General features: G+C 69.4%; 24 protein-coding genes. 4 read left to right on the top strand and 20 right to left on the bottom strand.

Annotation, left to right across the window (positions count from 1 at the left end):
- Nucleotides 1–90 precede the first annotated feature (90 nt).
- The 8 genes from ACZ4SA_RS14740 to ACZ4SA_RS14705 form a co-directional block, all read right to left on the bottom strand.
- Complete coding sequence (locus tag ACZ4SA_RS14740) at nucleotides 91–288, bottom strand: hypothetical protein (RefSeq protein WP_468273956.1); 198 nt, start codon at nucleotides 286–288, stop codon at nucleotides 91–93.
- 44 nt (nucleotides 289–332) lie between these two features.
- Entirely contained in the window at nucleotides 333–605 is a 273-nt protein-coding gene (locus tag ACZ4SA_RS14735) for a hypothetical protein (RefSeq protein WP_468273954.1), read from the bottom strand.
- Nucleotides 602–1,660, bottom strand: coding sequence for a helix-turn-helix transcriptional regulator (locus ACZ4SA_RS14730; protein ID WP_468273952.1), 1,059 nt, complete (start codon nucleotides 1,658–1,660; stop codon nucleotides 602–604). Before ACZ4SA_RS14730 ends, ACZ4SA_RS14735 begins: the two co-directional genes overlap by 4 nt.
- Before the next feature lie 16 nt (nucleotides 1,661–1,676).
- Nucleotides 1,677–2,633 (bottom strand): helix-turn-helix transcriptional regulator, encoded by a 957-nt coding sequence (locus ACZ4SA_RS14725; protein WP_468273949.1) that lies wholly within the window; start codon nucleotides 2,631–2,633, stop codon nucleotides 1,677–1,679.
- A gap of 125 nt (nucleotides 2,634–2,758) precedes the next feature.
- Complete coding sequence (locus ACZ4SA_RS14720; RefSeq protein WP_468273947.1) at nucleotides 2,759–3,130, bottom strand: FKBP-type peptidyl-prolyl cis-trans isomerase; 372 nt, start codon at nucleotides 3,128–3,130, stop codon at nucleotides 2,759–2,761.
- A gap of 64 nt (nucleotides 3,131–3,194) precedes the next feature.
- On the bottom strand, nucleotides 3,195–4,136 hold the full coding sequence (locus ACZ4SA_RS14715; RefSeq protein WP_468273945.1) for an FKBP-type peptidyl-prolyl cis-trans isomerase: 942 nt from the start codon (nucleotides 4,134–4,136) through the stop codon (nucleotides 3,195–3,197).
- Nucleotides 4,137–4,267: 131 nt separating this feature from the next.
- On the bottom strand, nucleotides 4,268–5,629 hold the full coding sequence (gene pafA / locus ACZ4SA_RS14710) for a Pup--protein ligase (RefSeq protein ID WP_356637603.1): 1,362 nt from the start codon (nucleotides 5,627–5,629) through the stop codon (nucleotides 4,268–4,270).
- 9 nt (nucleotides 5,630–5,638) lie between these two features.
- Nucleotides 5,639–6,910 (bottom strand): MFS transporter, encoded by a 1,272-nt coding sequence (locus tag ACZ4SA_RS14705; RefSeq protein WP_468273943.1) that lies wholly within the window; start codon nucleotides 6,908–6,910, stop codon nucleotides 5,639–5,641.
- A gap of 143 nt (nucleotides 6,911–7,053) precedes the next feature.
- Between ACZ4SA_RS14705 and ACZ4SA_RS14700 the strand changes: the two genes are divergently transcribed.
- Complete coding sequence (locus ACZ4SA_RS14700; protein ID WP_468273940.1) at nucleotides 7,054–8,103, top strand: LacI family DNA-binding transcriptional regulator; 1,050 nt, start codon at nucleotides 7,054–7,056, stop codon at nucleotides 8,101–8,103.
- Nucleotides 8,104–8,187: 84 nt separating this feature from the next.
- Here ACZ4SA_RS14700 and prcA read toward each other — a convergent pair whose 3' ends face one another.
- The 6 genes from prcA to arc form a co-directional block, all read right to left on the bottom strand.
- The gene (prcA, locus tag ACZ4SA_RS14695; RefSeq protein WP_468273938.1) at nucleotides 8,188–8,958 is read right to left on the bottom strand and encodes a proteasome subunit alpha; all 771 of its coding nucleotides are present in this window, start codon (nucleotides 8,956–8,958) and stop codon (nucleotides 8,188–8,190) included.
- 43 nt (nucleotides 8,959–9,001) lie between these two features.
- Nucleotides 9,002–9,847: a proteasome subunit beta gene (gene prcB / locus ACZ4SA_RS14690; protein WP_468273935.1), complete on the bottom strand. Its 846-nt coding sequence runs from the start codon at nucleotides 9,845–9,847 to the stop codon at nucleotides 9,002–9,004.
- A complete protein-coding gene (locus ACZ4SA_RS14685) occupies nucleotides 9,799–10,248 on the bottom strand; it encodes an endonuclease VII domain-containing protein (protein WP_468273932.1) in 450 nt (149 codons plus the stop codon). The genes prcB and ACZ4SA_RS14685 overlap by 49 nt, the downstream gene beginning before the upstream one ends.
- A 176-nt stretch (nucleotides 10,249–10,424) precedes the next feature.
- The gene (locus tag ACZ4SA_RS14680; RefSeq protein WP_018848997.1) at nucleotides 10,425–10,643 is read right to left on the bottom strand and encodes a ubiquitin-like protein Pup; all 219 of its coding nucleotides are present in this window, start codon (nucleotides 10,641–10,643) and stop codon (nucleotides 10,425–10,427) included.
- A gap of 120 nt (nucleotides 10,644–10,763) precedes the next feature.
- Complete coding sequence (dop, locus tag ACZ4SA_RS14675) at nucleotides 10,764–12,275, bottom strand: depupylase/deamidase Dop (RefSeq protein WP_468273930.1); 1,512 nt, start codon at nucleotides 12,273–12,275, stop codon at nucleotides 10,764–10,766.
- Between the two features lie 258 nt (nucleotides 12,276–12,533).
- Nucleotides 12,534–14,300 carry a proteasome ATPase gene (gene arc / locus ACZ4SA_RS14670; protein ID WP_468273928.1) on the bottom strand — a complete coding sequence of 589 codons (1,767 nt, stop codon included), beginning with the start codon at nucleotides 14,298–14,300 and terminating at the stop codon, nucleotides 12,534–12,536.
- A 263-nt stretch (nucleotides 14,301–14,563) separates the two neighbouring features.
- On the opposite strand from arc, the gene ACZ4SA_RS14665 reads away from it, so the two are divergent.
- Nucleotides 14,564–14,875 (top strand): ferredoxin, encoded by a 312-nt coding sequence (locus ACZ4SA_RS14665; RefSeq protein ID WP_468273926.1) that lies wholly within the window; start codon nucleotides 14,564–14,566, stop codon nucleotides 14,873–14,875.
- A 4-nt stretch (nucleotides 14,876–14,879) separates the two neighbouring features.
- Here the strand turns inward: ACZ4SA_RS14665 and ACZ4SA_RS14660 are convergent, their stop codons facing one another.
- The 3 genes from ACZ4SA_RS14660 to ACZ4SA_RS14650 form a co-directional block, all read right to left on the bottom strand.
- Nucleotides 14,880–15,506 (bottom strand): hypothetical protein, encoded by a 627-nt coding sequence (locus ACZ4SA_RS14660; RefSeq protein ID WP_468273924.1) that lies wholly within the window; start codon nucleotides 15,504–15,506, stop codon nucleotides 14,880–14,882.
- Between the two features lie 173 nt (nucleotides 15,507–15,679).
- Entirely contained in the window at nucleotides 15,680–16,567 is an 888-nt protein-coding gene (locus ACZ4SA_RS14655) for a tRNA (adenine-N1)-methyltransferase (RefSeq protein WP_468273922.1), read from the bottom strand.
- Between the two features lie 18 nt (nucleotides 16,568–16,585).
- On the bottom strand, nucleotides 16,586–17,785 hold the full coding sequence (locus tag ACZ4SA_RS14650; RefSeq protein ID WP_468274253.1) for a site-2 protease family protein: 1,200 nt from the start codon (nucleotides 17,783–17,785) through the stop codon (nucleotides 16,586–16,588).
- Nucleotides 17,786–18,260: 475 nt separating this feature from the next.
- Between ACZ4SA_RS14650 and ACZ4SA_RS14645 the strand changes: the two genes are divergently transcribed.
- The gene (locus tag ACZ4SA_RS14645) at nucleotides 18,261–19,094 is read left to right on the top strand and encodes a RecB family exonuclease (protein WP_468274250.1); all 834 of its coding nucleotides are present in this window, start codon (nucleotides 18,261–18,263) and stop codon (nucleotides 19,092–19,094) included.
- Between the two features lie 13 nt (nucleotides 19,095–19,107).
- Nucleotides 19,108–19,779, top strand: a complete 672-nt coding sequence (locus ACZ4SA_RS14640) for a response regulator (RefSeq protein WP_468273920.1) — start codon at nucleotides 19,108–19,110, stop codon at nucleotides 19,777–19,779.
- A gap of 152 nt (nucleotides 19,780–19,931) precedes the next feature.
- On the opposite strand, the gene ACZ4SA_RS14635 is transcribed toward ACZ4SA_RS14640, so the two are convergent.
- The 3 genes from ACZ4SA_RS14635 to ACZ4SA_RS14625 form a co-directional block, all read right to left on the bottom strand.
- Nucleotides 19,932–21,530: an ABC transporter substrate-binding protein gene (locus ACZ4SA_RS14635; protein ID WP_468273918.1), complete on the bottom strand. Its 1,599-nt coding sequence runs from the start codon at nucleotides 21,528–21,530 to the stop codon at nucleotides 19,932–19,934.
- 501 nt (nucleotides 21,531–22,031) lie between these two features.
- The gene (locus tag ACZ4SA_RS14630; RefSeq protein ID WP_468273915.1) at nucleotides 22,032–22,733 is read right to left on the bottom strand and encodes an HAD family hydrolase; all 702 of its coding nucleotides are present in this window, start codon (nucleotides 22,731–22,733) and stop codon (nucleotides 22,032–22,034) included.
- 109 nt (nucleotides 22,734–22,842) lie between these two features.
- On the bottom strand, nucleotides 22,843–23,943 hold a 1,101-nt coding region (locus ACZ4SA_RS14625), incomplete at its 5' end, for a vitamin B12 dependent-methionine synthase activation domain-containing protein (RefSeq protein ID WP_468273913.1).

Here is a 23,943-nt window from a genome sequence, read left to right as displayed (position 1 = left end):
CTGTGCCGCCACCAGCAGCCTACCGCTCGTGCCCGGCCCGCAGGAGGGTGCGACGGCGATCTCCGGCGGGGGTCAAGGGGAACCCTTGCCTCAGCGCAGCGTCTCGCCGGAGCGCGCGAGACCGGTCGCGGCCCGCTCCAGGTCGTCGGCGGCGCGGTTGATGCGTTCGGTGGTGCGGGCGACTTCGGAGCCCAGCCGCCGGGCCTCGATGAAGACCCTGATGCCGAGGACGCCGAGGACGGCGATCCCGAGGAAGCCGAGTGCGATGGCGAGCATGGGCCAGAACATGCGCAGAGCCTAGACCGTTCCTGGAGCGATTTCCGAGCCGGGCGTCACACGGTGGAGTGCAGACGCAGGGTCCTGACCCCGCCCCCGGTGAGCAGTTCCACGATCCGCTCGCCCGCCGGCTTGCGGACCGCCGAGCCGCACTCGGGGCAGGTGAAGGAGTAGAAGGTGGTGCGTCGGCTGCCGCCGATGGCAAGGCGCAGCGCTCCCGCGGAAAGCTCGAAGCGGGCGCGGCAGTCCGGGCAGGCGGCCTTGAACAGGACCGGCCCGACCCGGGCCGGAACCGGGGACATCGAGGCAATCCGTGGCGTCACAGTCATGGGGCGCCGGCTCCTTGTTCCTGACCGTCGTGCGGTCCCTGGGCGCCGCGCGGTCCCTGGGCGCCGTGCGGTTCGCCGACGTCGTACGGCTCCCGGGCGTCGTACGCGGCGAGGGCCTCGCACGCCGCCGTGCGCGCGCTGTCCGCGAGCTCCTGGGGTGACACGATCCGCCCGTCCCCGCCCAGTCGCAGCGCCAGCCGGCGCAGCGAGGACGGCATCGGCGTACGCAGCGTAATGCGCAGCCCACCGTCCGGCAGCTCCTCGGCACGGTCGTGCGGGTAGTACTCGGCGACCCAGCGTCCTTTGGGGGCCACCTCGACGACCACCTCCGGATCGTCGGGCGACGGCTGGACCAGGCCTTCCGACAGGTCGCGCAGCTCGATCTCGGGTGGCGCCGCCGGAGCGTCGAGCAGCCGGATCTCCGCGACGCGGTCGAGGCGGAAGGTGCGGCGCGCCTCCGAGAGGCGGCACCAGGCCTCCATGTACGTGTGGCCGACGGCGAAGAGCCGGATCGGGTCGACCTCGCGCTCGGTCAGCTCGTCACGGGCGGGCGAGTAGTACCGAAGCCAGAGCCGTCGCCGCTCGGAGATGGCCCGGTCGACGTCGGCGAAGACCCCGCCCTCGGACTCGAAGGTCACCGAGAGCCGGGAGCTGGCGCCCGCGGCCTCGCCTGCAGCCGCCTCCAGCTTCGCCGTGGCCCGCAGCAGCGCCTCGCGGTCGCCCTCGCGCAGGCCGGGAAGCGTCGCGACGGCACGCGCCGCGACCAGCAGTGCGGTCGCCTCGTCGGCGGCGAGCCGCAGCGGCTCCGCGGTGGACTCCCCCGACGCATCCGGGTTGCGCCACCAGATCCGCTCGCCGTCGGTGTCGATGTCCAGCAGGTCGCCACCCCGGAAGCTGGTCCCGCACATGGGCAGCACGTCGAGGTCGGAGATCAGCTCGTCCTCGGTGATGCCGAAGGCGCGGGCGACGTCGGCGATACGGGCGCCGGGGCGCTCGCGCAGATACGTCACCAGCGACAGCATCCGCCGGGTCTGGTCGATGGCGTTCGCGGCCATGTCGTCTCGGTCCCCCTCAGCCCTTGGCCACGGCGCGCAGCCGGTCGACCACATCGGCCCGCAGGTCCGCGGGCTCCAGTACGACGACGTCCGGACCGAACTCGACGAGCCAGGCGTCCAGCCCGTGCCCGTACGGAATCTCCAACTCGTCCCACCCGTCGCCGAGTTCCCGTACGGCCGTGGCCCGCGAACGCAGCGGGTAGCCGCAGCCGGCGCGCAGCCTGATCCGCGCGGACCGGGTCGCCGTCTCGCCGGCCCAGCTCTCGACGGTCTCTCGGACGGTGACGACATCGGGCACGGGGGCGGTGAACGAGCCCGCGCGCGAGCGGACTTTGCCGCTGATACGGGACAGCCGGAACACCCGCTCCGCGCCCCGGCCCCGGTCGAAGCCGGCGAGATACCAGTGACCGCGCCAGCATTCGAGCGTCCACGGTTCGACATGGCGCTGCTCGGGCCGGGCGGAGTTCGCCTTGCGGTAGTCGAAGACGACCGGGCGGCGGTCGCGGCAGGCGAGCATCAGCGGCTCGAAGGCCGCCTCATGGACGGGGATGCGCGGTTCGAGGGCGCTGTGCTGGATCTCGTACGCGTCCTCGGTCTCCGGCATGCCGGCGGCGCGCAGCTTCTGGAGGGCGCCGCTGGCGGCTCCGGCGAGGCGGGCCTGCTGCCACACCTTGGCGGCCAGGCCCAGTGCGGCGGCTTCCTCCGCGTCCAGGGTGATGGGGGGCAGCCGGTTGCTGTCGCGGCGCGCGAGGTAGCCGATGTCCCCGTCGAGGGACTCCACCGTCTCGATCACCAGGCCGAGTTCGCGCAGATCGTCCTTGTCGCGCTCGAACATCCGGTTGAAGGAGTCGTCGGAACCGGCCTCCAGGTAGGCCTCGATGGACCCGCGCAGCTCGCGCTTGCTGAGCGGCCGCCGGGTCCCGAGCAGACACAGCGCCAGATTCATCAGCCGCTCGGCCTTGGCAATGGCCATCGACGCCCTTCGCCTCCATATGAAGTCCGTTACGCCAGTCGACCGTACCGCCCCGGGGTGTCCGGACAAAAGCGAGGGCCCGCGCCATCAGGCGCGGGCCCTCGCACACCGCTCGATGACCGGCCTCAGACGGCCATCAGGTCGCAGACGAAGATCAGCGTCTCGCCGGGGGCGATACGGCCGCCTGCGCCGCGGTCGCCGTAGGCCAGGTGCGCGGGGATGGTCAACTGGCGGCGGCCGCCGACCTTCATGCCCTGCACGCCCTGGTCCCAGCCGGAGATGACCTGGCCGACGCCCAGCTGGAACTGCAGCGGGGTGCCGCGGTTCCACGACGCGTCGAACTCCTCACCGGTGGAGAAGGCCACGCCCACGTAGTGGACGGAGACGGTGTCGCCCGCCTTCGCCACCGGGCCGTCGCCCTCCCAGATGTCCTTGATCTCCAGGTCGGCCGGCGGCTCGCCACCCGGGAAGTCGATCTCGGGCTTCTCGATGCTCACGGTGTTGCTCCTTGCGCTCTCTGTGCGGTCAACCGGGACAGTCTTGCAGAACGTCCAGGTTGTCCTACTGAACGGCCAGGATGTCGACCGAGAAGACCAGGGTGGACTTGGCCGGGATGCCCTGCTGCTCCTGGTCGCCGTAGCCCATGTCCGGCGGGATGACGAGCAGCACACGGCTGCCGACCTTCTTGCCCTCGAGGCCCTTCTGCCAGCCCGGGATGACCTGGGCGAGCGGGAAGCTCACGGGGGCGTTGCCCCTGGCGTAGCTGCTGTCGAACTCCTTGCCGTCCTTCCACAGGACGCCCTTGTACTTGACGGAGAGCGTGTCCGTGGCCTTGACCGCGGGGCCGCTGCCCTCGATCACGTAGTTCGAGACCAGCTTGGTCGGCGCGTCCTTCTTGGGCACCGTCAGCGACGGCGCCTCGCCGTCCGTGTTCGTGCCGACCTTGGGGAGGTCGATGTTGTCCTGGGCGACCTCGGTGCCCTCCGCGGACGTCGGGAGCGTGGTGCCCTTGACGATGTCCATGACGAACACCAGCGTGGAGTTGGCCGGGATGGAGCCCTGCTCCTGCGCGCCGTAGCCGAGGTTCGGCGGGATCGACACCTCGAGGCGGCTGCCGACCTTCTGGCCGTCGAGCGCCTTCTGCCAGCCCTCGATGACACCGCCGCCGCCGAGGGTGACGGGGAACGGCTTTCCTCGGTCGAAGCTGTTGTCGAACGGCTCCTCGCCGTCCCAGACCTGGCCCAGATAGTCGACCTCGGCGATGTCGCCCTTCTTGAGTTTCTGGCCCTTGCCCTCGCTGACAACGTTGACCTTCAGGTCCTTGGGTGGCTCGCCCTCACCCTTGGCGAGGGTCGGCTTCTCCCCGAACTTCGCACCCTCGGTGATGGTGGGCAGCCCGTTCGTCATCGACGTGGAAGCAGAATCGGAGCCCTTGTCGTTGCCGCACGCCGCTGTCGTCAACAGCAGCAGGGGTACGACGAGCAGGCCGGCAAGTCGGCGCACGTGTTCCTCAGATCTCTAACGGCTTGGTAGATGCGGACACTCTAGGGCGTGCCGAGGGCCCCGCACGAGAAACGTACGGGGCCCGGGTGGCGTTCCGACACACGTGCGACGCGACGGCGACGCCCGTGCCGCTACATGCCGGCGATCAGTTTTTCGACCCGGTCGTCGACCGACCGGAAGGGATCCTTGCACAGCACGGTGCGCTGCGCCTGGTCGTTGAGCTTGAGGTGCACCCAGTCGACGGTGAAGTCCCGGCGCTGCTCCTGCGCCCGGCGGATGAAGTCGCCGCGCAGCCGCGCCCTGGTGGTCTGCGGGGGCACCGACTTGCCCTCGAAGATCTTCAGGTCGTTGCAGATACGGGCGGCCTGCCCCTTGCGCTCCAGGAGGTAGTACAGCCCGCGCCTGCGGTGGATGTCGTGGTAGGCGAGGTCTATCTGGGCGACCCGCGGATGGGACATGGACATGTTGTGCTTGGCGCGATAGCGCTCCAGCAGCTTGTACTTCATGACCCAGTCGATCTCGGTGCCGATCCGGTCGAGGTCCTCCGCCTCGATGGCGTCGAGCGTGCGGCCCCACAGTTCCAGGACCTGCTCGACCGTACCGGTGCGGATGCCGCGGCGGTCGACGAAGTCCACCGCCTTTTCGTAGTACTCGCGCTGGACCTCGAGGGCCGAGGCCTCCCGGCCGCTGGCCAGGCGGACCTTGCGCTGCCCGGTGATGTCGTGACTGACCTCGCGGATGGCCCGGATCGGGTTCTCCAGTGTGAGGTCGCGCATGACGGTGCCCGCTTCGATCATGCGCAGCACCAGGTCGGTCGCGCCGACCTTCAGCAGCATCGTCGTCTCCGACATGTTGGAGTCACCGACGATGACGTGCAGTCGGCGGTAGCGCTCGGCGTCCGCGTGCGGCTCGTCGCGGGTGTTGATGATGGGGCGCGAGCGCGTGGTGGCGGAGCTGACGCCCTCCCAGATGTGCTCCGCCCGCTGGCTGACGCAGTAGACCGCTCCCCGCGGCGTCTGCAGCACCTTGCCCGCGCCGCAGAGCAGCTGCCTGGTGACCAGGAACGGAATGAGGATGTCCGCCAGCCGCGAGAACTCGCCGTGGCGCGCGACGAGATAGTTCTCGTGGCAGCCGTAGGAGTTTCCCGCCGAGTCGGTGTTGTTCTTGAAGAGATAGACGTCGCCCGCGATTCCCTCCTCGTGCAGGCGGCGTTCGGCGTCGACGAGAAGGCCTTCGAGAATGCGCTCACCCGCCTTGTCGTGCGTGACCAGCTCGGTCACATTGTCGCATTCGGGTGTTGCGTATTCCGGATGCGAACCCACGTCGAGGTACAGGCGGGCGCCGTTCCGCAGAAAGACATTGCTGCTGCGGCCCCATGACACGACACGGCGGAAGAGGTAGCGCGCCACTTCGTCAGGTGACAGTCGGCGCTGTCCCCTGAACGTGCACGTGACGCCGTACTCGTTCTCCAGCCCGAAAATGCGGCGGTCCATGTCTGAACATTACGCCTCACGGCCTGAGCTGAAACCGGGTTGGGCGGCACCGTTTCGATCATTTTCCGATACCTGGGGGTCAAACCTTTTGATGCCCTCGGTGCGACCGGGGACTGCGAGGACCCGCTGAGTGGCCGTCAGAACCAGTAGTGCGGCGATTCCTCCGGCGCCCGCCACGGCGAAACTCCATGCGGTACCGCCGATCTCTACCGCCGGCCCCGCGACGGCCGTACCGACCGCCGCGCCGACACCGAAGGTGGTCACCAGCCAGGAGAACGCCTCCGTGACCGTGCCGCGCGGCGCGTGGCGGTCGACGACGATGAACGCGCAGGCGATCGCGGGCGCCAGGAACACACCGGCGACCGCCGCCAGCGCCGTCATCGCGGCCACGCCCGGCGTGAGGATCAGCGGCAGATAGCCGAGGGCAAGCAGGGCGACGATGATGCGCAGCCGGCGCTCGGGCGGCCCGGCCCACTGGCGCGCGCCGTAGGCGACGCCGCCGACCAGGGCGCCGAGGCCCAGCGCGGCCATCAGCCACCCGTACACCGCCTCCCGGCCGTGGTCGTCGGCGTAGGCCACTCCGGCGACCGTGATCGAGCCGAGGGCCAGTCCCACGAAGAAGAACGCGCCGAGCAGCGCGAGCAGTCCCGGTGAGCGCAGCGCGCCCAGCCAGTGCGCCTCGCGGGGAGCGGAACGCCAGTCACGGGACGGCTGGGACATCACGACGGACAGGGCACCCACGACGCCTATGGCGTTGATGACGAACAGCGCCGCGCCGGGGGACCACAGGGACACGAGCAGGGTGACGAGCAGCGGGCCGACCGTGAACATGATCTCCTGGGCCACCGCGTCCATGGCGTACGCCCGGTGCACCCGGTCCTCCCGCCCCAGCACGCTCGGCCACAGCGCCCGCAGGCCGCCCTCCAGCGGCGGGGTGAACAGACCGGCGACGGTCACGGCGGCGTACGCGACGAGCAGCGACCCGGTGCCGGTTGCGGCGAGCAGGAACATGCCGAGCGCGGAGACGACGGCTGCGGGCAGCTGCACCCTGGGCTGGCCGTAGAGGTCGACGGCCCGGCCCAGCAGCGGCTGACCGACGGCGGTGGCGAGGCCGTACACGGCGGCGAGCGCGCCGGCGAGGGTGTAGCTGCCGCCCTCGGCGCGGGTGAAGAGCACGATGGCGATGTGGGCCGTCGCGTTCGGCAGCCGGCCGATCAGGGTGCCGGTGAGCAGCCGGGCGGCGTGCGGCGCCTTGAGGATGTCTGCGTACCCGGCGGCCATGCCGTCTCCTCTCCCCCGGCTTCCGTCGAGGTTTTACGTATAACGTCGTCCTCCATACGTACCATGTCGACAGTCCGCGGGTCCACAGCGCCGCCGCCCCGGACCGCCGTGACACCCCGACGGGCGGCCGAGGACGGCACCCCATGGCAGAGCGGTCCCGGCAGGGCCGATCCCTCCCCGCCGGAGCGGACACCAGCCGCCCCACCAGCAGGGACGTGGCCCGCGTCGCCGGCGTCTCCCAGGCGACCGTCTCCCTGGTGCTCGGCGACAAGTGGCGCGGCCGCGTCTCGGAACGCACCGCCGCCGTCGTCCGCGAGGCCGCGCGGGAACTGGGCTACCGGCCCAACCTCGCCGCCCGCAACCTCCGCCTCGGCCGCACCAGGACCGCCCTTCTCGTCGTTCCGGCGCTCACCAACGAGTTCTTCGCGCGCGTCTACACAGGCGCCGCCACGGTCGCCGCCCGGCACGGTTTCGGCGTCGTCCTCTACCCCTCGCCCGAGGGCGTCGGCCCCGCCAAGGACCCTTTCGCCTCCGCGCGCGCCGCACTCGACGGCGTCATCGCGTCCTCCATGGCGGCCGAGGCACTCGCCGCCATCCGCGGCTCCGACCTCCCCCTGGTGATGCTCGACAGCGACCCCGCGGACAGCGCCGCCGCCGCACACGTCAATCTCGACATCGCCGACGGCATGCGCCAGGTGACGGACCATCTGCTCGCACTCGGCCACCGGCGTGTCGTGCACCTCGCGTCCGCCGTCGCCTCGTGGACCTTCGACGTACGCGCCCGCGCGCTCCACACCGCACTGGACGGCGTCCCCGGCGCACTCGTGCGGACCATCCCCGCACCTCTCGACGTCGACGGCGCCCGCGAAGCGGCCGTGCGCGCGCTCACCGCCCCCGGAGAACGCGCCACGGCCATCATCTGCGACGACGACATCCTCGCCGCCGGGGCCTGCAAAGCCGCACGACGGCTGGGCCTGCGCGTCCCCGAGGACGTCACTGTCACCGGCTTCGACGACCTCGCCCTCGCCACCGCCGTCGAACCCGAGCTCACCACCGTGCACCTGCCTGCCGAGAAGGTGGGCGAACACGGCATGGCCGCCCTGCTCGCCGTCCTCGACGGACGCCGCCCGGAAGAGGGAGACCTCCCCGTCGAGCTTGTCGTACGCGGCTCCTCGGCGCCCCCTGCAGCCTGACCCGCCCCGCGACAGGCTGCGCCGGACACGACCGCGCCCCGGAACCGCACGGGCGGCCCGGGGCGCGGTCGAGGAGCTGCGGGACTACTCCCCGTCCTGCGACTCCTGCGACTCCTCGATGTCCGAAGGGGCGTCCGTCGGCGTCGCCGCGCCCTCCTCGGCCTCCAGCAGCCGCGCCAGCTGCCGGCCGACGATCCGCTTGAACTTCCGCTGCTGAGGCCTTGTACGGTCCAGGACCGCCACCTCCAGGCGGTCCGCCGGGATCTCCCGGTCATTGCCGTTCGCCTGGCTGGAAAGGGCCTGCACAGCGAGCTTCAGCGCCTCCGCCAGCGACATGCCGTCGCGGTGCCGCTGATCCAGGAAGCCGCTGATCTGCTCGGCGTTGCCGCCCACCGCGACCGAGCCGTGCTCGTCGACGATGGAACCGTCGTGCGGCAGCCGGTAGATCTGGTCGCCCTCCGGCGAGGCACCCACCTCGGCGACGACCAACTCCACCTCGTACGGCTTCTCACCGGCGCTCGAGAAGATCGTGCCCAGCGTCTGCGCGTAGACGTTCGCCAGCCCACGGGCCGTCACATCGTCGCGGTCGTAGGTGTAACCGCGCAGATCCGCGTAGCGCACGCCGCCGATCCGCAGGTTCTCGTACTCGTTGTACTTGCCGGCCGCGGCGAAGCCGATCCGGTCGTAGATCTCGCTGAACTTGTGCAGCGCACGGGACGGGTTCTCGCCGACGAAGACAATGCCGTCGGCGTACTGCAGCACGACCAGGCTGCGGCCACGGGCGATGCCCTTGCGGGCGTATTCCGCCCGGTCGGCCATGGCTTGCTGGGGTGAGACATAGAACGGCGTCGACACCGGCTATCCGTCCCTTTCTGTCAGAGGCGAGTACATGGGGGCGTCACAGCAGCGCGGCGCGCGGGCCGTCGGGCCGGCTGAGGCGGCCCTCGAGGATCGCCCGCGCGATCTCGGAGGTCTCGGCCTCGGTGAGCCGGCGGAAGCCCTCGTCCGTGATCACGGTCACGATCGGATAGATCCGCCGGGCCACGTCCGGACCACCCGTCGCCGAGTCGTCGTCCGCCGCGTCGTACAGCGCCTGGATCACCAGTGTGGTGGCCTGCTGCTCGGTCAGGTCCTCGCGGTAGAGCTTCTTCATGGCTCCGCGCGCGAAGATCGACCCCGAGCCGGTCGCCGCATAGCCGAGCTCCTCGGAACGACCGCCCGTCACGTCGTACGAGAAGATGCGGCCCTTCTCGCGGTCGAGGTCGTATCCGGCGAAGAGCGGGACGACGGCGAGGCCCTGCATGGCCATGCCGAGGTTGCTGCGGATCATCGTCGACAGGCGGTTGGCCTTGCCCTCGAGGGAGAGCTGGGCGCCCTCGACCTTCTCGAAGTGCTCCAGTTCCAGCTGGAACAGCTTGACCATCTCCACCGCAAGACCGGCGGTGCCCGCGATACCCACCGCCGAGTACTCGTCGGCAGGAAAAACCTTCTCGATGTCGCGCTGGGCGATCATGTTCCCCATCGTGGCCCGCCGGTCACCGGCGAGCACCACGCCCCCGGGGAACGTGGTGGCCACGATGGTCGTCCCGTGCGGCGCCTCGATGGCCCCCTGCAGAGGCGGCAGGACCCGCTTGCCCGGCAGCAGGTCCGGCGAGTGTTCGCCGAGGAAGTCCATGAAGGACGAGGACCCAGGCGTCAGGAAGGCAGCTGGTAGACGCCCGGTGCTACGAGTGTTGGCTTCCACGCGTTTCCTTCCAAGTAGGCGATGGCCCTCCGCAAGGTGTCGGGATCGTCTCCCAACTTACCGATGGCCGAATTGCAGTTGAAGCACAATACGCCACGGACCCTACCCGTCTCGTGGCAGTGATCCACATGAACTGCTGGAGCAGCGAGACAGATCGAACAGATACCCATCTGGGACAGGATCATCTCGTCGCGCTCGGCTTCGGTGATGCCGTACTGGCGCTTCAGGTGGCCGGCCCTGCCCTTGGCGGCCCGGCAGCTCTTACAGCTGGCGGAGAGACCGTCGGACGCACTGGCATTGCGATGCCATTCTTCGTGAGGCTTGACCTCGCCGCACGACCGGCAGAACTTGTGCCCCGCCGGAGCCTGCACGCGTGGACGCACGTTCTTCCCTTTGGCCATCTGCCGCGCCTGGTGGTATTCCGCCCAACACTGCCGACAGTAGGCCTGCAGCCCGTCACCTGTAGACCTGTTACTGGCGAAGGCTGCTCGCGGTTTGACCTCGTCGCACCGCGAACAGCGCTTGCCGTCCCCCTCGCCGGACACTTACCCACTGACCCTGGCATTCGAAGGCAAAATCACTGCCCGCCCTTCTGAACGAAGCTTCGAACGAAGTCCTCGGCATTCTCCTCGAGGACGTCGTCGATCTCGTCCAGTACGGAGTCGACGTCGTCCGAGAGCTTTTCCTGCCGCTCCTTGAGGTCCTCCGCAGCCTGCGCGTCCTGCGCCTGCTCCTCGACCTCCTCGGTGGAGCGCGTCGCCTTCTGCTGTCCGCCGCCGGTGTCCTTGGTCGCCATACACCTCACCCCGCTCGGTTCGACGTTCTTGATCAGACCCTACTCGCGGGGTCCGACATCGGCCCCGCACTTTCTCCAACGTCCGGGGCCCACCTTCATGATTCCCGCACGGAGGCATTTTCAGCCCCCGGAGAGCACCCGGACCAGGTCTTCCGCATTGCGGCAGCGGTCGAGGAGCTCCTTGACGTGGTTGCGGGTGCCCCGCAGGGGCTCCAGCGTCGGCACTCGTTGCAGAGAGTCACGGCCCGGCAGGTCGAAGATCACCGAGTCCCAGGAGGCCGCGGCGACGTCGTCCGCGTACTGTTCGAGACAGCGGCCACGGAAGTACGCCCTGGTGTCCTCCGGAGGCTTGGTCTCGGCCCGTTCCACCGCGGTCTCGTCCAGCAGGCGCTTCATCTTGCCGCGGACCGCCAGTCGGTTGTACAGGCCCTTGTCGGGGCGCACATCGGCGTACTGCAGGTCCACGAGGTGCAGGCGGGGCGCGTCCCAGTCCAGGGTGTCGCGCCGGCGGTAGCCCTCCATGAGCTCACGCTTGGCGACCCAGTCCAGTTCGCCGGCGAGGCTCATCGGGTTGTTCTCGAGGCGGTTGAGCGTGTCCTCCCAGCGGATCAGGACGTCCTTGGTCTGCTCGTCGGCGTCCGCCCCGAAACGCTCCTCGACGTACTTCCGCGCCAGCTCGAAGTACTCCATCTGCAGTTGTACGGCGGTGAGTGTCCGACCGCTGCGCAGTGTGACGAGGCGCTTTAGGCCCGGGTCGTGCGAGACCTCGTGCAAGGTGCGCACGGGCTGCTCGACGGCCAGGTCGACCGCGATGAAACCGTCCTCGATCATCGACAGCACCAGGGCGGTGGTGCCCAGCTTGAGGTACGTCGAGATCTCGGAGAGGTTCGCGTCGCCGATGATCACATGGAGGCGACGGTACTTCTCGGCGTCCGAGTGGGGCTCGTCGCGGGTGTTGATGATCGGGCGCTTGAGGGTGGTCTCGAGGCCGACCTCGACCTCGAAATAGTCGGCTCGCTGGCTGAGCTGGAACCCGTGCTCATGGCCGTCCTGGCCGATTCCGACCCGTCCCGCGCCGGTGACGACCTGCCGGGACACGAAGAACGGCGTCAGATGGCGCACGATGTCCGAGAACGGGGTCTCCCGCTTCATCAGGTAGTTCTCGTGGGTGCCGTAGGACGCGCCTTTGTTGTCGGTGTTGTTCTTGTACAGGTGGATCGGCTGCGCGCCCGGCAGCTGGGCCGCCCGCTCGGCCGCCTCCGCCATGATCCGCTCGCCGGCCTTGTCCCACAGGACGGCGTCCAGCGGATTGGTCACCTCGGGCGAGCTGTACTCGGGGTGGGCGTGGTCGACGTAGAGACGTGCGCCGTTGGTGAGGATCACATTGGCCAGGCCGATGTCCTCGTCGGTGAGCTGGCTGGAGTCGGCGGCCTCGCGAGCGAGGTCGAAGCCGCGGGCGTCCCGCAGCGGATTCTCCTCCTCGAAGTCCCAGCGGGCGCGGCGCGCCCGGTGCATCGCCGCCGCGTATGCGTTGACGATCTGGGACGAGGTGAGCATGGCATTGGCGTTCGGGTGGCCGGGGACGGAGATCCCGTACTCCGTCTCGATGCCCATTACTCGCCGTACGGTCATGCGGCCCTCCTTGCCCGGCGGCGTTCCCCGCCGGGAACGGCGCTCAAGTACCGCGGGTGCTCCGGTGCGCGTGCGGTGCCCGTCCCCGCACTGCGCGACCCGGCGGTACGAAAGAGCCTAGAACGCCGCTGCGTGGCTGGGGAGATCAATTTCGTCATTGCTGGGGTGTGGTCGGACCTGTCCGGAAAGCAACCGGCTGCGGATGCCCGTCCCCCCGGTGTGGGCGGGGGACCGCCGGCATCCGCAGCCGGTGTGCCTTTACAGGTACTGACCGGTGTTCGCCACCGTGTCGATGGACCGGCCGGTGTCCGCGCCCTGCTTTCCGGTGACGAGGGTGCGGATGAAGACGATCCGCTCGCCCTTCTTTCCGGAGATACGGGCCCAGTCGTCCGGGTTGGTGGTGTTGGGCAGGTCCTCGTTCTCCTTGAACTCGTCCACGCATGCCTGGAGGAGGTGGGAGACCCGCAGGCCCTTCTGGTTGTGATCGAGATAGGCCTTGATGGCCATTTTCTTGGCCCGGTCGACGATGTTCTGGATCATCGCGCCGGAGTTGAAGTCCTTGAAGTACAGGACTTCCTTGTCGCCGTTGGCGTACGTGACCTCGAGGAAGCGGTTCTCCTCGGACTCCGCGTACATCTGCTCCACGACCGACTGGATCATGGCGTGGACCGCGGCCGCCTTCGACCCGCTGTGCTCGCCGAGGTCGTCGGAGTGCAGCGGGAGGGAGGCGGTCAGGTACTTCGCGAAGATGTCCTTGGCGGCCTCCGCGTCCGGACGCTCGATCTTGATCTTGACGTCGAGCCGGCCGGGCCGCAGGATCGCGGGGTCGATCATGTCCTCACGGTTGGAGGCACCGATGACGATCACGTTCTCCAGGCCCTCCACACCGTCGATCTCGGCGAGGAGCTGCGGGACGATGGTGTTCTCCACGTCCGAGCTCACACCGGACCCGCGGGTACGGAAGAGGGACTCCATCTCGTCGAAGAAGACGATGACGGGGGTGCCTTCACTGGCCTTCTCACGGGCACGCTGGAAGACAAGACGGATGTGCCGCTCGGTCTCGCCGACGTACTTGTTGAGGAGCTCGGGGCCCTTGATGTTGAGGAAGTAGCTCTTCCCCGCGGGCTGGCCGGTCACCTCGGCGACCTTCTTGGCAAGGGAGTTGGCGACCGCCTTGGCGATCAGCGTCTTGCCGCATCCGGGCGGGCCGTAGAGCAGGATGCCCTTCGGCGGCCGCAGTTCGTGCTCCTTGAAGAGGTCGGGGTGGAGGTACGGCAGCTCGACCGCGTCGCGGATCATCTCGATCTGGCCGCCGAGTCCGCCGATCTTGTCGTAGTCGACGTCCGGAACCTCTTCGAGGACGAGCTCCTCGACCTCGCTCTTCGGGATGACCTCGTAGACGTACCCGGAGCGGGGCTCGAGCAGGAGGGCGTCGCCGGGGCGGATGGTCGCTTCCAGCAGCGGCTCCGCGAGCCGCACCACCCGTTCCTCGTCAGTGTGACCGAGCACCAGGGCGCGCTCGCCGTCCTCGAGGGTCTCCTTGAGGGTGACGATCTCCCCGGCGCGCTCGAACTCCATGGCCTCGACCACGTTGAGCGCTTCGTTGAGCATGACCTCCTGGCCGCGCCGGAGCTCTTCCGGGTCGACGCTGGGGCTGACGTTCACCCGGAGCTTGCGGCCCCCGGTGAAGATGTCACAGGTGCCGTCCTCATTGGCCTGCAGGAAGACACCGAAGCCGGCCGGCGGCTGCGCGAGCCGGTCGACCTCCTCCTTGAGGGCCACGATCTGGTCGCGGGCCTCACGGAGCGTGTTGGCGAGTCGCTCGTTCTGTGCGGACACGCCGGCCAGGTTGGTCTGCAGCTCGACGATCCGCTCCTCGAGAATCCTCGTGTGTCGCGGAGAGTCGGCGAGCTTGCGGCGCAGGACGGCGATTTCCTGCTCGAGATAGGCAACCTGGCCGGCTGGGTCTTCAGACCCCCGCCCCGGCCGGATGCCGCGGTTGATGTCGTCGTCGTGGGCTGCCACGGTCCTCACCTCCTCCAAGGGGAGCTGGACGCTTCCTGACCCTACCTGTGTGGGTGGTGATTGAAACCCCTAGATCACAAAGACGGAAGGGGTGTGTCCGATCTTCACCCTTGCGCTCTTACCTCTGCGAGGGGAATACCCACGGGATACCCACCCAGCAACATCGGAAAGCGGGCGGTTGTATCGTCGAAGCGTTCAACACCCGTCAGGGGTGGCACGACTTGCTTCACAGAGCTACACCCGACGAAGGAACGGCAGGAGATATGACCGTGCAGCACGAGGTTCCCACCGACGGGGCCGCCGAGGCGCTCGAGGTCTGGATCGACCAGGACCTCTGCACAGGGGACGGAATCTGCGCGCAGTACGCTCCCGAGGTCTTCGAGCTGGACATCGACGGTCTGGCGTACGTGAAATCCGCCGACGACGAACTGCTGCAGAGCGCGGGGGCGACGACGCCCGTGCCGCTGCCGCTGCTCAACGACGTGGTGGACTCCGCCAAGGAGTGCCCGGGCGACTGCATCCACGTACGTCGGGTTTCGGACAGGGTCGAGGTCTACGGCCCCGACGCGGAGTGACGGATCACATACTGCGGGCTTCGGCGGGGGTGCTGCGGACGAACTTCCCGCCCTGCCACTGCCACTTGATCTCTTCCCGCTCGTCGGGGCAGCAGCTGGGCACCCCGGGCGACGAGTAGCCGAGCAGCGTCGCGACGACCGCCCCGTCGCGTACGGCGAGGGCGCCCACGCTCTGCTTCTGCGCGGGTTCGACGAGGGTGGCGACCACCCTGGCGTCGCTGTCGGGGCCCGCCGACAGCACGTAGAGCCCGCTGGGCGGGGTGCCGGATCCCGCGTCGCAGCGGGCGGCCACCACGGTCTCCGGGCCGCCGTCGCCGTCCAGGTCGCCCGAGGCCCTCTTGGTGACCACGCTGCCGAGGCCGCCGCACTCGAGGGGCAGCTGCACCGCCGCGGGGTCCGGCGCGGGCGCCGGGGCCGCGGCCGTCGTGCTCTTGGGCCCGCTGCCGGACTGGGAGGCGGTGGCCGCTTCTGGTTGCAGCATTCCCGCACCCGCCATGACCGCGGCCATCGCCGCCGCCGTGGCCAGCCAGTGCACCGGGCGGGCGTGAGTGTGCGCGAGGTCCGGGACGGCGGCGGAGTTCTGCACGCGACGGGTCTCCTGAGGGGCTGTGCCGGTGGGGGTGGCCAGCATCGTGCCATACGTCACACACGACCGGAACAGCGGGGTCCGTAAGACTCCGGTAAAACACCCGGCCGGTGCCGGCATCGGGGGCAACATGAGGACGCCGCCGCCGAGTTCCGTGCGGGGCACGGGGAACTCGGCGGCGGCGTCGGAGCGTTGTACGGGCGGCCGTGGTGGGCGGCTCAGCCCTTGTTGGGGCCCTCGTAGTCCTCGCCGTAGGCGCCCTTCGCGGGCCGGCGGCGGCGCATGGGGGGCTCCACGCCGTCGGCGAGACGGCGGGCGGTGACCAGGAAGCCGGTGTGGCCGATCATCCGATGGTCGGGTCGCACGGCCAGGCCCTCGACGTGCCAATTGCGGATCATCGACTCCCACGGCTGCGGCTCGGCGAAGCAGCCGATCTCGCGGATCGACTCGACGGTGCGCGCGAGCTGGGTGGTCGTGGCGACGTAGCAGCACAGGATGCCGCCGGGGACGAGCGCCTTGGAGACGGCCTCGAGGCACTCCCAGGGAGCCAGCATGTCGAGGATGACCCGGTCGACGTCGGCGTCGGTCAGGTTGTCCTGGAGGTCGCCGACGGTGAGCTGCCAGGCAGGGTGGGGGCCGCCGAAGTAGCGCTCCACGTTCTGCTGTGCGATCTCGGCGAAGTCCGCGCGGCGCTCGTAGGAGTGCAACATTCCGTCGTCGCCGATGGCGCGCAGGAGGAAGCTGCTGAGCGAGCCCGAGCCCACCCCCGCCTCCACGACGCGTGCGCCGGGGAAGATGTCGGCGAAGGCCAGGATCTGCCCCGCGTCCTTGGGGTAGACCACGGCGGCGCCGCGGGGCATGGACAGGACGTAGTCGGGGAGCAGGGGGCGCAGCGCGAGGTAGGCGACGTTTCCCGTGGTTCGGACAACACTGCCCTCGGGAGCGCCGATCAGCTCGTCGTGCGGGAAGGAACCCTTGTGGGTGTGGAAGTTCTTCCCGGCCTCGAGCGTGAACGTGTAGTGGCGTCCCTTGGGGTCGGTGAGCTGGACCTGGTCCCCGACCTTGAAGGGCCCGCGACGGCGGGCGGCACCGGTCGGTTCGGACATACGACCAGTGTATGGGCTTCAGGAACCGGGCCGTGCCATGGCTGCGACGAAGGCCCGTTCGACATCCGCGGCGGACAGGACGCCGTAGATCTCGCCGGTCTCCTCCACCACCAGGTACTCGGTGGCCGGAGTGGCCCGGAGCGCGTCCAGCAGGGCTTCGCCCGCGAGTTCGGCGGGCACCTTCATGCCTTCCTCGAGGTCCTGCGCGAGGGTGCTGACGGCGACCCAGGGGCGGCGGTGCTGCGGGACACCTACGATGGCTGCTTCGCGGACCAGCGCGGCCGGCTCTCCGCGGCCGTCGACGACGACGAGGGCGCGGGCTCCGGCCTCGTTGGCGCGGCGCAGGGCCTCGGAGAGCGGGGTGGTGGCCTCGACGGGCACGGCACGCCGGGTCAGGGCCCTGGCAGCCAGTTCCGGCAGGTGCTCGCGCAGCCGCGCCATGCGCAGGCTGTTGCCGGCTCCGGTCCAGATGATGGCGGCGAGGATGGCCGCGAGCAGGGCGTCGGTGACGGTCTCCATGCCGCCGATGTCCTCGGTGGAGTTGCCGAGGGCGCCGGTGTGGGTGAGCAGCGGGAGGCCGATGAGGACGGCGACGGCAAGCGCCCGGCCGACCCAGGCGGCGGCAACCGTGCCCGCCATGGGCTTCCCGGTGATCTTCCAGACGACGGCGCGCAGCATCCGGCCGCCGTCGAGGGGAAGTCCGGGCAGCAGGTTGAAGGCCGCCACGATGAGGTTGGAGATCATCAGCCCGGCGATGAGGACACCGGGCACGGTGCCGGGCTCGACGGCGTACAGGCCGAGGTAGAACAGGCCGGCCAGGGCGAGGGAGAACAGCGGTCCGACGAAGGCGAGCCAGAATTCGCGTCCGGGAGTCTCCGTCTCCCTCTCGATCTCCGAGACGCCGCCGAAGAACTGGAGCTGGATGCGGCGCACCGGGAGTTTGAAGCGAAGCGCGACGACGGTGTGGGCCAGTTCGTGGACGAGCACGGAGGCGTAGAAGGCGACGGCGAAGAACAGCGAGACGAGGTAGCGCGCGCCGCCGAGCTCGGGCAGCACGCGGTCGAGCTGTCCGCCGAAGACCCAGGTGATCAGGGCCGCGACGACGAACCAGCTGGGGGCGACGTAGACGGGCACGCCGAAGGGGCGACCCATGAGGATGCCGCCGCCGGGTTCGGTGGGACGCCGCGTGCCGCCGCTGCCGGAGTCCGCTTTGTCCACCCCGGACCGCGCGCGTTCGCGCTCATCCCTCGTGTCGTCCTCGTTCACGGGTTCCCTTCGTTGCGAATGCGTCGCTCGCTCGAATCATGCAGTGCTCGGGGGTCTGTCGTCGATGGTATGCCGCTCGCTGTCAGTGGCGGGCCGTAGGGTCTGAGTCATGAGTACGAGTCAGCAGCCCGCGGGGCCCGCTTCCTGCGGGTCGGCCTCGGGGTCCGCCTCGAGGGCCGCCGAGATCGCCGCGCCCGCCACGGGCGCCGTGGCCGCCCCGGCCGACGAGTCCGTGGCGGGCGGCGGTTCCGACCGGCCCGCGGCCCCGGGTTCCGCCGCGCCGGACACCCCCGCGGTGTCCGCGGCCGCCGTTGTGCCCGCCCCGGCGGTGGAGGCTGTGACCGCCCGCGCATCTGTCCCCGAAAGCGGGACGCAGCAGGCCGCCGGTGACGCCGCGGCGGAGTCGCGCAGCGGGCGGCCCGCGTCGCTGTCGCCCTCTCGGGCCGGCGATTTCATGCAGTGTCCGCTGCTGTACCGGTTCCGGGTGATCGACAGGCTGCCCGAGAAGCCAAGCGAGGCGGCGACACGTGGGACGCTGGTGCATGCCGTGCTCGAGCGGCTCTTCGACGATCCGGCGGCCGAGCGGACGGTGCCGCGGGCGAAGGCGATGATTCCCGGCCAGTGGAGCCGCCTGCTGGAGTCCAGGCCGGAGCTGGGCGAGCTGTTCGCCGAGGACTTGGGGGGCGAACGACTGTCGCGCTGGCTGGGTGAGGCGGAGCAACTGGTGGAGCGCTGGTTCACGCTGGAGGACCCGACGCGGCTGGAGCCGGCCGAGCGGGAGATGTTCGTGGAGACGGAGCTGGGGTCGGGGCTGCGGCTGCGCGGAGTGATCGACCGGGTGGACATCGCGCCGACCGGTGACGTGCGGATCGTCGACTACAAGACGGGCAAGGCGCCGCGCCCCGAGTACAGCGAGGGCGCGCTGTTCCAGATGAAGTTCTACGCGCTGGTGATCTGGCGTCTGAAGAACGTCGTGCCGCGCAGGCTGCAGCTGGTGTATCTGGGCAGCGGCGACGTGCTGACGTACGACCCGGTGCCGGCGGACCTGGAGCGCATGGAGCGCAAACTGCTCGCGCTGTGGGACGCGATCCGGCACGCCACCGAGACGGGAGACTGGCGGCCCCGGCCGACGAAGCTGTGCGGCTGGTGCGACCACCAGTCGGTGTGTCCTGAATTCGGTGGCACTCCCCCGGTTTATCCGCTGAGCGTCTCCCCGCCCGCGTCGGCCGAGGATGGTCAGGGCAGAATGGGCCCGGTCTGAAGAAGGAGTATTCGTGGCTATCCGCGTCCTACTGGTCGACGACCAACCGCTGCTGCGTACCGGTTTCCGGATGATCCTCGAGGCCGAGCAGGACATCGCGGTGGTCGGCGAGGCCGGGGACGGCCTCCAGTCGCTCGACCAGGTGCGGGCGCTGCAGCCCGACGTGGTGCTGATGGACATCCGGATGCCCCGGATGGACGGCGTCGAGGCGACCCGGCAGATCACCGGCCCGGGCCGGGACGGTCCGGCGAAGGTCCTGGTCCTGACGACCTTCGACCTCGACGAGTACGTGGTGGAGGCGCTGCGTGCCGGCGCGAGCGGCTTCCTCCTCAAAGACGCTCCGGCGAATGAACTGGTGCAGGCGATCCGGGTGGTGGCGGCCGGCGAGGCGATGCTCGCACCGAGCATCACGCGCAGACTCCTCGACAAGTACGCGGACCATCTGCCGTCGGGCGAGGAGCCGGTCCCCGACACGCTGAACAGGCTGACCGACCGCGAGATGGAAGTGCTCAAGCTGGTCGCGCGGGGCCTGTCCAACGCGGAGATCGCAGCGGATCTCTTCGTCAGCGAGACCACGGTCAAGACGCACGTCGGCCACGTGCTGACGAAGCTGAGCCTGCGCGACCGCGTGCAGGCCGCGGTGTACGCGTACGAGAGCGGCCTGGTGCGCCCCGGGGCCCAATAGCGGGCCTCGACCACGGGAAAGGCCGGTGCCCGGCAGCTTGCGCAGCTGCCGGGCACCGGCCTTTTGCCATATGCCCGGACCCACCTCCGTGGACCCGCCTCCTGGCACCACCTCCGTGGCACCGCCAGGATCAGGCGGTGCCACGGAGAGGATCAGGCGGTGCCGCGGAACAGCTCCCACAGCTGGAGGTCGGAGCTGGAGTTGAGCGCCCACTCGACGCCGCTGACGTTCTCGCGTGCCGCGACGTACTGCTTGCCCTGCCAGAGCGGCAGCACGGGCACGTCGTTCGCGACGATCTCCTGGATCTGCTTGAAGGCCGGCGACGCCGCGGTGCGGTCGGCCTCGCGCCGCGAGGCCGGGATGAGCTCAAGGACCTTGTCGCTGACGTAGGGCGAGTTGAGGAAGTTGCCCTTGTCGAGGAACGGCGCGGTGTAGTTGTCCGGGTCCGGGAAGTCGGGGAACCAGCCCAGCCCGTAGACGGCGTAGTCGCCGCGCTTCTGGGCGGGCCGGAACTTGGACCACTCGGCGCCCTCGATCTTGACGTCGAACAGCTTGCTCGCGTTGAGCTGGTCGCGGAGCGCCTCGAACTCCTTGGCCGTGCCCTCGCCGTAGTGGTCCGTGGTGTAGTGCAGCGTGAGCTTGACCGGCGTGTTGATGCCGGCATTGCTCAGGATGGTCGCGGCCTTCTGGCGGCTGGGCTCGCCGTACTTGTTGAAGAACGAGTTCGTGTGCGCGGAGATGCTCGACGGGATGAGCGAGTAGAGGGGCTCGGCGGTGGCGCCGTACACCTCCTGAGCGATCTGGCCTCGGTCGACGAGTGACGCGATGGCCTGGCGGACGGCCTTGTCCTTGACCACCGGGGCTTCGGTGTTGAAGGCGAGGTAGCGGATCTCCAGGCCCGGCACCTCGGTGAGCTCGATGCCTTCCTGCGGGTTCTCCAGCAGGTTCTTGATCTGCTCCGGCGACATGGCACGGGTCATCAGGTCGATGTCGCCCGCCTCGAGCGCCTTGCCCATGGAGGCGGCGTCGGCGAAGGTGCGCAGCACGACCTTGTTGTTGTGGAGCTTGAGGTCGCCCTTGTAGTTCGGGTTCTTGCTGAAGACGACCTGGGAGACCTGGTCGCCCTCGGTCTCGGCCTTCATGGTGTACGGGCCCGAGCCGTCGACCTCGAAGCCCTCGCGCAGCTTCTTCCCGTCGTACTTCTCCTTGCTGACGATGCCGGCGGCCGGCGTCGAGAGCTTGTACGGGAAGGTGGCGTCGGGCGTGGCCAGGTGGAAGATGATCTCGCGGTCGCCCTTGGTCTCGATCGTGTCGATGTTCGAGAGCAGGGCGGCCGTGCCGTTGTCTGCGTCGATGTCCAGGACGCGCTGGACGGAGAACTTGACGTCCTCCGCGGTCACGGGCGTGCCGTCGGCGAACGTGAGGCCGCTGCGCAGCTTGCAGCGGTAGCTCTCGCTCGCGTTGTCCGTGAAGATGCAGGACTCGGCGGCGTCCGGGACGGGCTCGCCGCCGCCGCGCGGGGCGTGCATCAGGGTCTGGAGGGCCTGCCGCAGGACGTTCCAGGCGCCGGTGTCGTAGGCGTACGCCGGGTCGAGGGGTGCGGGGGCGTCCGCGCCTGCGACGAACTGGTCCGTGGTGCCCACGACTATGGCGTCACCGCCGTCGGACCCGCCATCCGCACTGCCGCAGGCGACGAGCGCGGGCGCGAGCAGGCCGACCACGGCCGACAGCACCAAAGTCTTACGCTTCATCCTGGACGTTCTCCCTCATCCCATCCGGCACTGTGTTGCAGCGTTGCGTATCGACTCCGCCACCTCCGCCCGGTCGGGGCGGCGCGATCGGGCCGGGGTACAGAGCGATCGGTCCTGTGTTTCCGTCGGCTGGGTGGCCGGCGGAACATCACGGTGATGCAGCGAAGTCTCGCGACGAGATTAGTCCGCAACGCCAGGAAAGCGTGACCGGGGCCGAGTTGATGCGTAATCACTGAGTGATCATCAATGCCTGTGGGCGGATGGCCATGCCATGGAAGATTCGTAAACTCCCCCATCAATCAGGACACATAGAAGCGTCCGACACCCCCGAACTGGGCAACGGACGTAAGTCGCCCCTCGTCGGGACGGTACGCACAGTGACGAAGGTCACCCCGGGAACTTACTGGCGGTCATGTCGCAATCGATCCGGCGGTCACGGAAAAGGCATGCCCGGATGCCACGAGTTTCCTTTGCATTCGAGAAAAACGGACGGTGCAGGTATCACTGCTTCGAACTGATGAGAGTGCGCAGAAATACCAGGTCGACTTCCTCGAGGGACTGAACGACGACTCGGCCGACCGCCGGCTGGATCGGGCTCACGGACGGGACCGCCACTACTCGGCAGCCCGCCGCCTCCGCCGAGGCCACGCCGGTCGCCGTGTCCTCCACGACGGCGCATCTCGCGGGTTCCGCGCCCAGCCCTTGGGCGGCGAGCAGATACGGGTCGGGGTGCGGCTTGGTGCGCGGCACCTCGTCACCCGCGACGGAGAGGGCGAAGTGCTGGGGACCCAGCGAGGCGAGGATCCGGTCGATGATGCGGCGGTGCGAGGCGGAGACCAGCGCTGTGGGCACGTTGTGGGCGGCGAGCTCCGAGAGCAGCCGGTCGGCACCGGGCATCAGGGGCACTCCCCGCCCGATCCGCTCCTCGAACTTGTCGTTGAGCAGCACGGTCAGCTCCGCGAGACTGATGTCGGCACCGGTGGCCTCGATGAGATAGCCCGCACTGCGCGTCATGGGGCCGCCCACCACGACGTCCCGCCATTCCTCGTCCAGCCGGTGGCCGAGGTCGGCGAAGACCTCCACCTCCGCGTCCCACCAGAAGCCCTCCGTGTCGACGAGGGTGCCGTCCATGTCGAGGAATACGGCCTGCAGGGCGGCCGCTTCGGCCGAACGGGTCAGCGACGCGGGGACCGTGCTGGTCATGGGCGCACCTCCATGAGGGACGAGAAGGCCGGCCACCCCTCCCAGCGGCTTTTCCCGCGGGGACAGGCGGCCGGCCTGCACTGGACCGACCAGTGTACGACGCTCTCGATCAGCGTGCGTTGAAGTACTTCGCCTCGGGGTGGTGGATGACGATGGCGTCGGTGGACTGCTCGGGGTGGAGCTGGAACTCCTCGGACAGCTGGACGCCGATGCGTTCCGGCCGGAGCAGCTCCGCGATCTTGGCGCGGTCCTCGAGATCCGGGCACGCACCGTAGCCGAGCGAGAACCGGGCGCCGCGGTACTTCAGCGCGAACATGTCCTCCACATCGACCGGGTCCTCGCCGCCGAAGCCGAGCTCGGCGCGCACCCGGGCGTGCCAGTACTCGGCGAGCGCCTCAGCGAGCTGGACCGACAGGCCGTGCAGTTCGAGGTAGTCGCGGTAGGCGTTGGCCTCGAAGAGCTTGGCGGTCTCCTCGCCGATCTTCGAGCCGACGGTCACGACCTGCAGGCCGATGACGTCCCTCTCGCCGGATTCCTCGGGGCGGAAGAAGTCGGCCAGGCACAGGCGACGGCCGCGGCGCTGGCGCGGGAAGGAGAAGCGGGTCCGCTCCGAGCCGTCCTCGTTCAGCAGGATCAGGTCGTCACCCTTGGACACGCAGGGGAAGTAGCCGTGGACGACGGCCGCCTCGAGGAGGTTGTCGGTCTGCAGCCGGTCCAGCAGGCCGCGCAGCCTGGGCCTGCCCTCGGACTCCACCAGTTCCTCGTACGAGGGCCCGTCGCCGGCGCGGGACTGCTTGAGCCCCCACTGGCCCTTGAACAGGGCGCCCTCGTCGAGCCAGGAGGCATAGTCCTTGAGCGGAATGCCCTTGACCACACGGGTTCCCCAGAAGGGCGGCTCCGGGACCGGGTTGTCGGTGGCGACGTCGGAACGGGCCGCACCTTCCTCGGGGCGATCCTCGACGACCGTGGTGGCGGCCCTGACCCTGCGCTGCTTCAGTTCGGGCAGTACCGCGCCGGGGACGCCGCGCTTGACGCCGATGAGGGCGTCCATCAGGCGCAGGCCCTCGAACGCGTCGCGGGCGTAGCGGACTTCGCCCTCGTAGAGCTCGTGGAGATCCTGCTCGACATAGGCGCGGGTGAGGGCCGCGCCGCCCAGGATGACCGGGTAGTCGGCGGCCATCCTGCGCTGGTTGAGCTCCTCCAGGTTCTC

This window comes from Streptomyces sp. NPDC027962, from assembly GCF_055566095.1.
Note: the sequence above shows the minus strand (reverse complement) of the source record. Positions and strands in the feature narration are given on the sequence as shown.

Bases quoted from the DNA above. Each gene is read 5' to 3' on its own strand.
- ACZ4SA_RS14740 (WP_468273956.1), bottom strand. From the start codon at position 288: ATGTTCTGGCCCATGCTCGCCATCGCACTCGGCTTCCTCGGGATCGCC.
- ACZ4SA_RS14735 (WP_468273954.1), bottom strand. From the start codon at position 605: ATGACTGTGACGCCACGGATTGCCTCGATGTCCCCGGTTCCGGCCCGG.
- ACZ4SA_RS14730 (WP_468273952.1), bottom strand. From the start codon at position 1,660: ATGGCCGCGAACGCCATCGACCAGACCCGGCGGATGCTGTCGCTGGTG.
- ACZ4SA_RS14725 (WP_468273949.1), bottom strand. From the start codon at position 2,633: ATGGCCATTGCCAAGGCCGAGCGGCTGATGAATCTGGCGCTGTGTCTG.
- pafA (WP_356637603.1), bottom strand. From the start codon at position 5,629: ATGGACCGCCGCATTTTCGGGCTGGAGAACGAGTACGGCGTCACGTGC.
- ACZ4SA_RS14705 (WP_468273943.1), bottom strand. From the start codon at position 6,910: ATGGCCGCCGGGTACGCAGACATCCTCAAGGCGCCGCACGCCGCCCGG.
- ACZ4SA_RS14700 (WP_468273940.1), top strand. From the start codon at position 7,054: ATGGCAGAGCGGTCCCGGCAGGGCCGATCCCTCCCCGCCGGAGCGGAC.
- ACZ4SA_RS14685 (WP_468273932.1), bottom strand. From the start codon at position 10,248: ATGGCCAAAGGGAAGAACGTGCGTCCACGCGTGCAGGCTCCGGCGGGG.
- ACZ4SA_RS14680 (WP_018848997.1), bottom strand. From the start codon at position 10,643: ATGGCGACCAAGGACACCGGCGGCGGACAGCAGAAGGCGACGCGCTCC.
- dop (WP_468273930.1), bottom strand. From the start codon at position 12,275: ATGACCGTACGGCGAGTAATGGGCATCGAGACGGAGTACGGGATCTCC.
- ACZ4SA_RS14665 (WP_468273926.1), top strand. From the start codon at position 14,564: ATGACCGTGCAGCACGAGGTTCCCACCGACGGGGCCGCCGAGGCGCTC.
- ACZ4SA_RS14660 (WP_468273924.1), bottom strand. From the start codon at position 15,506: ATGCTGGCCACCCCCACCGGCACAGCCCCTCAGGAGACCCGTCGCGTG.
- ACZ4SA_RS14655 (WP_468273922.1), bottom strand. From the start codon at position 16,567: ATGTCCGAACCGACCGGTGCCGCCCGCCGTCGCGGGCCCTTCAAGGTC.
- ACZ4SA_RS14635 (WP_468273918.1), bottom strand. From the start codon at position 21,530: ATGAAGCGTAAGACTTTGGTGCTGTCGGCCGTGGTCGGCCTGCTCGCG.
- ACZ4SA_RS14630 (WP_468273915.1), bottom strand. From the start codon at position 22,733: ATGACCAGCACGGTCCCCGCGTCGCTGACCCGTTCGGCCGAAGCGGCC.